The sequence below is a fragment of the Simplicispira sp. genome, from assembly GCF_028687295.1.
Classification (GTDB): Bacteria; Pseudomonadota; Gammaproteobacteria; order Burkholderiales; family Burkholderiaceae_C; genus Simplicispira; species Simplicispira metamorpha.
Genome location: NZ_JAQUAL010000100.1, coordinates 1 through 8,453, shown reverse-complemented (window position 1 = coordinate 8,453; position 8,453 = coordinate 1). Strand labels below are relative to the sequence as shown.

Annotated in this window: 9 protein-coding genes; all 9 read right to left on the bottom strand. The window is 65.3% G+C overall.

The genetic code is table 11. The features are described from left to right. The coding region (locus tag PHX69_RS11380) for a hypothetical protein (protein WP_288043798.1) at nucleotides 1-892 on the bottom strand (892 nt) is incomplete at its 3' end. A gap of 316 nt (nucleotides 893-1,208) precedes the next feature. Next, nucleotides 1,209-1,637, bottom strand: a complete 429-nt coding sequence (gene hepT, locus PHX69_RS11375; RefSeq protein ID WP_288043797.1) for a type VII toxin-antitoxin system HepT family RNase toxin — start codon at nucleotides 1,635-1,637, stop codon at nucleotides 1,209-1,211. Then, complete coding sequence (gene mntA, locus PHX69_RS11370) at nucleotides 1,627-2,043, bottom strand: type VII toxin-antitoxin system MntA family adenylyltransferase antitoxin (protein WP_288043796.1); 417 nt, start codon at nucleotides 2,041-2,043, stop codon at nucleotides 1,627-1,629. Before mntA ends, hepT begins: the two co-directional genes overlap by 11 nt. 18 nt (nucleotides 2,044-2,061) lie before the next feature. After that, a complete protein-coding gene (locus PHX69_RS11365) occupies nucleotides 2,062-2,424 on the bottom strand; it encodes a hypothetical protein (protein ID WP_288043795.1) in 363 nt (120 codons plus the stop codon). 97 nt (nucleotides 2,425-2,521) lie between these two features. Then, the gene (locus tag PHX69_RS11360; RefSeq protein WP_288043793.1) at nucleotides 2,522-4,006 is read right to left on the bottom strand and encodes a M20 family metallopeptidase; all 1,485 of its coding nucleotides are present in this window, start codon (nucleotides 4,004-4,006) and stop codon (nucleotides 2,522-2,524) included. Nucleotides 4,007-4,101: 95 nt separating this feature from the next. Then, nucleotides 4,102-4,635, bottom strand: coding sequence for a GGDEF domain-containing protein (locus PHX69_RS11355; protein ID WP_288043791.1), 534 nt, complete (start codon nucleotides 4,633-4,635; stop codon nucleotides 4,102-4,104). After that, nucleotides 4,554-5,315 (bottom strand): hypothetical protein, encoded by a 762-nt coding sequence (locus tag PHX69_RS11350; RefSeq protein WP_288043790.1) that lies wholly within the window; start codon nucleotides 5,313-5,315, stop codon nucleotides 4,554-4,556. Before PHX69_RS11350 ends, PHX69_RS11355 begins: the two co-directional genes overlap by 82 nt. Before the next feature lie 204 nt (nucleotides 5,316-5,519). Further along, entirely contained in the window at nucleotides 5,520-7,517 is a 1,998-nt protein-coding gene (locus PHX69_RS11345; RefSeq protein ID WP_288043800.1) for a methyl-accepting chemotaxis protein, read from the bottom strand. 96 nt (nucleotides 7,518-7,613) lie between these two features. Next, entirely contained in the window at nucleotides 7,614-8,429 is an 816-nt protein-coding gene (gene otnI, locus PHX69_RS11340) for a 2-oxo-tetronate isomerase (protein WP_288043789.1), read from the bottom strand. Nucleotides 8,430-8,453 lie beyond the last annotated feature (24 nt).

Here is an 8,453-nt window from a genome sequence, read left to right as displayed (position 1 = left end):
TGCCAGAGGCTCCGGTAACGCTGTCGGACTTATTTACTCCATAGCCAGTGATATTTATGGTGTAGGTGCCTGCCAGCAGTTGCTTTGTGATACTGCCGGTGTCAGCTCCATTCTGATAATCGTTTATCGACAGACTTCCCACCGAACTGCCATTCTGGCTCTGAATACTCAAATAAGTGCTGCCGAGATTTTTTAGCGCGCTCAAGTCAAACTTGACGTTGGCATCAGCGCTGAGCGTGAATGTATAGGCATCATATTTATTCTGACCAGAAAAATCGAACGAATCGAAAATGGTGGCCGTTTGGGTCAACGTCCCGTTAGCACCCAGGGCTCCCAATCTGACAGGGCTACTGGCAGCGTAGGAATTTACAGTCAAGGAGTCATTCTGCGTGTCAGTGGGCGCAAAAAATGTCTTTGCAATATACGAAGCCCGTTCGCTGGAGTCGGCCGTAGCGGCCTTGAGGTAATAGGTTCCAGCATCCAGATTCACCATGTACTTGAACGACCCGCTGGACGATCCAGCGCTCATCGTGCCCATGAGCGTGCCGGCAGAGTTCAGTATCTGAAACTTGGTGTTTGCCGTTGCGCTCAGGTCTAAATAAATTGCATTGGCCTGCGTGACAGAGAATTTAAAGAAATCAGCAGCATCATCCATGCCGACCGTTTCTGAAATCTCCTGCTGGCTCAGTACGCCCAAAGCAGTTACGTCGTAAGTGCGGTCGCCTAAATTCTTAGCCGTGGACTGCGTGTTGCCAGCGTCTGTCGTAAGAGCCAATGCATTACGGCCTTGCGCTGCGTTCAGCAAAGTATCCGGGGTATCTGCCTCAATAATGTCAACGGTGGTTTTGTAATTTGAAACACGGCTATCGATGAGGGCAGTTTTTTCGATCATGAATGACAGTCAGGGGCTAGAAAATAGCGGTGTTGGTACCGCAGTCGATGGATGGCACCCCCTACTTGGGAGGCTGGGCGCACAGTAGCATTGATGTAAGTCGGAATTCCTTACATTGGATGTGCACTTGCCAAATTTTGACTCTGCGATGTGCAATTTCGTACCCATCAAAGCCCCAACACAGCCTATTCCGTCAACGGCGGCGCGCTATCTACGCCACGGGTGGTGCGCACGCAGGTGCGCTGGGGACGTCAGGTGTTGTTCCAGATCGCGGTGGCTGTGCTGTCGGCTTGCTGGGCGCCGTCAGCCCCACCGCTCAGGCCCGTGATTGCACGGCATCGCGCAACAACAGGGCGCGGCTGTAATCCAAGAACTCATCCAGGTGCTGCTCAATGATGCGCACCGTGATGGCCAGTTGCAGCGCCTGGTAGTCATGCACCGCAATGTTGCGAAACCCCACCATGCGCTTGAGGCCCTCGGCCAGCGGGGCATCTATCCAGCCGCCCTGGGCCAGCAAGCCAAACACATCGCGCGCGCTTTGCGGCACGCCGAGTTTTTCGCGGCGAATCAGGTGCTGGCCCATGTCCAGCGCTGCCTCGCAGGCCCGCTGGATGTTGAGGATGGCGGCATCCTGGCGCGTGAAGTCGGTCGCAAAGGTGGCGGGGTTGTGGGCGTATTCCTCCCGGGCGCGCCCCACGCAGCGCTCAATCACCGCCGCCTTGTTGATCAGCACATCATCGGCCATACACCGTCCCCCGTTGTTGGATGTCGGCCAGCAGACCGGCACGCGCCGTGTCCAGCGCGGTTTTTTCGCTGAGTACCGCCGCCTCGAACAAGCCAGCCTGCACATCGAGTGCCCACCAGCGCTGGCCGGTGGTGATGATTTGGTACTGCATCACGGTGGAGGCTGCGCGCAAATCCAGCAGATCGACCGGGCAAGCGGCGATGTCGGCCAGATCACCCGCCAGATCGAACAGCGCCAACGGGTCAGCGTAGCCCGCCACCAGCACGGCCAAGTCCAAATCGCTGTCGGGCCGCGCCGTGCCGGTGATGCGGCTACCAAAGGCATAAATGGCCAGCAGCCGGGGCACGCGCGCTTGCAGGGTGGAGACGAGGGCGTCGCGTGGGATGCCGGGGGTGTCGGTGTGCATAGGTTGGCTTCCCACGGCTCACGACCCATGCGGGTCGGGCGGCAGCGGCACATCGGGCCTGTCCATGCCCTGCAAGGGGTAGGCGTCGGCGACGTAGGCTGGGCCTTTCATCACCATGACGATGAAGGCACCGATAGCCACGGTGAACACCACTGTCCAGTGCAGCACCAGCAGGCTGATGGCGTAAATCTCCAGCTGGCTCAGGGGCGTGGCCCAGGCTTCTGTGGTGTCTGCGGCCTGCCACCAGCGCGCAGCCAGCGCGGGCAGGCACAGCAGCGCGCTGCCGACCAGCCAGATTTTGGGCAGGGCGCGCAGTATCTGGCGCTCCTGGCCCGCAGGGGTTTGCTGAAAACCGGGCAATCGTTTGAACAGATCGGACATGGCCATCTCCACACCATCAGGGGCAAAAATCTTACTTCTTATTTGATAGCTGCTCGCGCCCACCACATCAGGCTTACAGCCCGATTTGACGCATAACTTAAGCCACCGGCAGGCTGGCAATCACCTGGGCCACAGCAGCGGTGAGTTTTTTGGCGTAGGGCACGTGCAAAAACTCGTTGGGGCCGTGGGCGTTGCTCTTGGGGCCGAGCACACCGCACACCATCATCTGCGCCTGCGGAAACCCCTGGCTGAGCAGGCCCATGAGCGGAATCGTGCCGCCCTGGCCGATGTAGCCGCAGGGCGCGCCAAAGTGCGCCAGGCTGGCGGCGTTGAGCGCACCCTCCAGCCAGGGCGCGGTGTCGGGGGCGTTCCAGCCATCGGCAGCGCTGGCGCCTTCCCAGGTCACTTTGGCCTGGTAGGGGGCGTTGTCTTCCAGCAGCGCCTTCATCTCTTGCACGCAGCTGGCTGCATCCACCAGCGGCGGCAGGCGCAGGCTGAGTTTGAAGGCGGTGTAGGGCCGCAGCACGTTGCCCGCGTCTTGCAGGGCGGGCAGGCCCTCGGCGCCGGTCACGCTCAGCGTGGGCTCCCAGGTGCGTTTGAGCAGGGCCTGCACCGGGTCGTGCGTGGTGGGCAGGGCAAAGGTGGTGGCGCCGCCGCAGTCGTAGTGCGCCCACGGAAAGCGCTGGAACAGCTCTTCGCCCAGGATGGCTGCTGTGGCGCGCGCCTGCGCCAGCCGCTCGGGCGGCACTTGGCAGTGGAAGCGGGCGGGCAGCAGGCGGCCCGTGGCGCTGTCCTCCAGCCTATCCAGCACCTGGCGCATGATCCGAAAACTCGACGGCACCAGCCCCGAGGCGTCGCCCGAGTGGATGCCCTCGGTCAGGATTTCCACCTTCAGCGTGCCGCTGGCCATGCCGCGCAGGCTGGTGGTGAGCCACAGCTGGTCGTAGTTGCCCGCGCCCGAGTCCAGGCACACCACCAGGGCCACGTCACCCAGGCGCGCTTTCAGGGCGTCGATGTAGGGCAGCAAGTCGCGCGAGCCGCTTTCTTCGCTGGTTTCGATCAGGCCGACGATGCGCGGGTGCGGCACGCCCTGGCGTTGCAGCTCCTGCACGGCGGCGATGCTGGCGTACACGGCGTAGCCGTCATCGGCGCCGCCCCGGCCATAGAGCTTGCCGTCCTCCAGCTGGGGCGTCCAGGGGCCCAGGTCGCTGCGCCAGCCAGAAAACTCGGGCTGCTTGTCCAGGTGGCCGTACATGAGCACAGTCTGGCTGGACTGCGGCTGCGTGGCGGCCACCTCAAAGAACAGCACCGGCGTGCGCCCGGGCAAGCGAATCACCTCTACCGTCAGGCCAGCCAGCTTTTGCGCTTCAACCCAATCGGCGGCGTTGCGCACCACGGTGTCGAGCAGGCCCTGCTGCGCCCAGTCGGGCGCAAACAGCGGCGACTTGGCCGGGATGCGGATGTAGTCGGTCAGCGGGGGCAGGATGCGCTCGTCCCACACCTGGCTGATGCGCTCCAGGGCGCTGGCGGGTTGCAGGGCGGTGGCGGTGGCGGTGGCAGCGTCGGGGATGCGGGCGTTCATGGCGGACTCCTGGAAAATCAAACTGCGCCATTGCATCACAAGGCGGGCGCGGAGCGGGCCTGCACGGCGCACAGCGCACCGGGGCGCAGCGCCTTTCAGGTCAGTGGCGCGGGGCAGGTATCGGGCGGAACACTGTCCAGGCGGTGGAGGGAGCCTGGGGCCTGCGCCAGTTCAACGCGGTTACGCCCCCCGGCTTTGGCACGGTAAAGGGCGCTGTCAGCAGCGTGGATGAGCAAGTCCGAAGCATCCTGCGGGGCCAGCACACCGCCGTACACGCCAATGCTGAGGGTGACCGGAATATGCCCGCCCTCCCAGGCGCAGGGCGTGGCCTGCACAACGTCGCACAGCTGCTGGGCCAGGGCGCGGGCGCCTTGCAGTGTGGTGTCGGGCAGCACCACCAGAAACTCTTCGCCCCCATAGCGCCCCACCATGTCCTGGGCACGGATGCGCTGCTGGATCAGCGCCACCACATGGCGCAGCACCTGGTCGCCCGCCAGGTGGCCGTAGCGGTCGTTGACGTGTTTGAAATGGTCAATGTCCACCATCATCAGCGCCATGAACTGGCGCTGGCGCAGGGCGCTGGCCACAGCGCGCTCCAGCGCGGCAATGATGGAGCGGCGGTTGGCCACGCCCCGGTCAGTGCGTCTTGCCCGGCCAGGCGGCGGTTGGTTTCATCGGCGCGGTCTTTGGCCATGAAGACAAAGCCCATCGAAGTGACCAGCAGCGCGATGAAGGCCACCATGAAGGTGAGGGTCTGCACCGTGTTGCCGTGCAGGATGGAGCTGCCCTCCATGGCCGAGGCCAGTGCCGAAGAGCCCCGCGCCAGCAGCATGGCGGCCTCCACGGCCAGGCCCGCCGCCAGCAGCCAGGCACCGCGCCCCGGGGAGCTTTGGCGCCGGGCGTGCAGCGTCCACCATACCCACAGCGTCTGGCAGGCCAGCACATACGCCGAGCAAGCCACCCGCAGCCCGTAGTTGCCCATGAAATGCTGCATCAGCGCCGCCACAAGCAGCGGCGGCACCAGCATCGCCGGCCACTGCATGGGCTGCCCCTGAAAATTGCGCACCGCTGCCAGAAAGCCCGCGAACGTGACCGACATCAGTGCGTTGCCCCACACCACCGACCACACATCGGCGATCTGCCCGCGCAGCAAAAACAGCACATAGCCCACCGCCGCCACCAGCAGCGAGCCAGCCCAGTAGTGCAGACCGTCGCGCCAGTTGCCCCAGCCCAGCACCAGCAAGGCCGCCGCCATGGCCACCGAGGAGACGACGATCATCAGCATCAGGGTCGGGACATCGGCGGTCATGGGCAAATCCGGGGGAAGGCAGTGGCGGGCAGAGGCAGACGATAGCACCGGGGCGTGCCCGCAGGGCGTACGCTGTCTGGCGGGGCCAGAATTTATATGGCAAATATGCCCACAACGCCCGTACAACAAGCGCCAGCAGCTATCATTTTTGCAGAACGGGGCTGCACTCCTGTGGCGGTGGCAGCGCAGCGCTGCACACGGGCCTTACTGCAACTGGCGCAGCCGCGCCGCAGCCTGCTGGGCGGGCAGCACTGCGGGCACATGGCCCGTGCCTGGCGCCGTCAGCCGGAACACCTGCACCGCGCTGCCCAGGCGCTGGGCCTGCTCGCGCAGGCTGTGTGCTGCGGCCGCCGACTGCTCGACCAGCGCGGCGTTTTGCTGCGTCATCTGGTCGAGCTGGTTGACGGCGGTGTTGACCTGGCCTATGCCCTGGGCCTGCTCGGAGGCCGCCGCCGTGATCTCGCCAATGATGTCGCCCACGCGCTGCACCGAACCCACGATCTCGTCCATGGTGGTGCCTGCGCTTTGCACCAGGCGCGCGCCCGACGCCACCTTCTCTACCGAGGCGCCAATGAGCTGCTTGATCTCTTTGGCCGCATCGGCGCTGCGCCCGGCCAGGCTGCGCACTTCGCTGGCCACCACGGCAAAGCCCCGGCCTTGTTCACCGGCACGGGCGGCCTCTACCGCCGCGTTCAGCGCCAGGATGTTGGTCTGGAAGGCAATGCCATCGATGACGCTGATGATGTCGGCAATCTTGCGCGAGCTGTGGTTGATGTCGTCCATGGTGGTGACCACCTCGCCCACCACACGGCCACCGCGTGCGGCCACCTCGGCGGCCGAACTGGCCAGCGCGTTGGCCTGGTGCGCCGCATCGGCCGACTGGCGTACCGTGGCGGTGAGCTGCTCCATGCTTTGCGCGGTTTGCTGCAAGCTGCTGGCGGTTTGCTCGGTGCGGCCCGACAAGTCCTGGTTGCCGGTGGCAATCTCGGCGCTGGCCGTGGAGATGCTGTCGGCGGCCTGGCGCACCTGTTGCAGCAGGTGCAGATAACGCTGGCGCATGCCCTCCACCTCTTGCACCAGGGCGCCGATCTCATCGCGCCGCGTGGTGCGAAACGCCTGCGTCAAATCGCCCTGGGCCACCAGCGTGATGGCCTGCGTCAGGCCGCGCAGCGGCTCGCTCACACCCCGGCGCAGCAGCACAAACAGGGCCAGCGCCAGCAAGGCAATGGCCAGCAGCAGCATGCCCCACACGGCCAGCATCACCTGGCGCTGGCTGGCCATGGCCTCGCCATCGGGCACCTCGGCCACCACCCACCAGCCGTCGGCCTGGGTCTTGCGCACCAGGGCCCAGGGGTCATCGGCGCCAGCCAGCACCGGGGTGGCGTGGCGCACAAAACCGTCCTCGGCGCTGCCCAGCGCCGCCAGAAACTCCTGGGCCTGCGGGTAGGCCTGCAACACCTTTTGGCCCCGGGCCGTGGGGTGGGCCACCAGCACCGCGTCGGCCAGCGACTGGCGCGGGTCAATCACGTACACACCGCCGTGCTCAAAAAAGTGCGTTTGCGCCACCTGCTTTTCCAGCATGCTCTCGAAGATGCTGATGTCGTTGCCGATGAACAGCAGCGCCACCACCTGGCCACTGCTGCCCTTGACCGGCAGGTAGTGGCCCATGTAGGGCTTGCCGCCCACCACGGTGCGGCCGGTGTAGGGCTCGCCAGTTTTGACGCGCGCGTAGGCCGGGTTGCTGCGCTCCAGCAGCATGCCTTGCTGGCGCTCGCCCTTGTCGTTTTTGATGGAGGTGGTGATGGCGATGAAGTCCTCGCCCTTTTTGGCAAACACCGTGGCGATGCCGCCGCTTTCGGTGGCGAACTTGTCCACCGAGCCATAGTCGTCGTTGACCAGGGCGCCGTAGCTGCGCAACTCGCCCGTGGCCTCGTCCAGGTGCATGGCCGAGTCAAAGTAGCGCTGGAAGCCCTTCATCGTCAGCTGCACCAGCTCGCGGTTGGCGCCCGCCGCAGCATCGAGCGACTGGGCCACGCTCTGGGCGGTGTAGCCCACGCTGCGCACCACCTGCGCGCGGGTGCTGCGCTCGGTCAGCACCATGATGGCCAGCCCCACCACCACCAACACCAGCGCCACCAGGGCAATCGCCAGCGCAGTGGTGCGCCGGGCCACGGATTGGTTGTTGGTAATGGACTCGGCCATGGCATGCTCCCCCTGCAAAAACACATCGACCGGAACACAGCCGACCATGGGAACACTCTACGGCAGCGAAGTCGTTACATCTGATAACGCATTCCCTTACGCAGTCTTGCGTACCGGCCGCCAGCCCAGACCGGCGCGGGTGCCTGCGGCGGGGCGGTATTCGCAGCCCACCCAGCCGCTGTAGCCGCAGGCGTCGATCAGGTCGAACAGGTAGGGGTAGTGCAGTTCGCCCCGGTCGGGCTCGTGGCGTTCGGGCACACCGGCGATCTGGAGATGCGCCACGCGGCCCGTGGGCAGGTACTGGCGCAGCTTGGTGGCCACGTCGCCCTCGACGATCTGGCAGTGGTACAAGTCCATCTGCACCTTCAGGTGGGGCGAATCGACGGCGTCCAGCAGGGCGTGGGCGTGGTCTTGGCGGTTGAGAAAGTAGCCCGGCATGTCGCGCAGGTTGATGGGTTCGATCAGCACCTGGCAGCCCTGGGCAGCGGCCTGTGCGGCGGCCCAGCGCAGGTTGGCCACCAGCAGCGGCTCCAGCGCCTGGCGCGTGCTGCCTGCGGGCAGCAACCCGGCCATGAGGTGGATGCGCGGGCAATCCAGTGCCTGGGCGTAGCGCAGGGCTTCAAGCACCCCGGCGCGGAACTCCGCCTCGCGCCCCGGCAGGGCGGCGGTGCCGCGCGCGCCCTGCTCCCAGGCGCTGGCCATGGCGGTGCGCTCCAGCCCGGCGGGCGGCGCGTTGAACAGCACCTGGCGCAGGCCGTTGGCGCGCAGGCGGGCGGCCAGCTCGGCGGGCGCGAAGGCGTAGGGAAACAAATACTCCACCGCGCTGAAGCCATCGCTGGCAGCGGCGGCAAAGCGCTCCAGAAACGGCAGCTCGGTGTACATCAGGCTCAGGTTGGCGGCAAACTGGGGCATGGCGGGGTCACTCCATCAATCAAC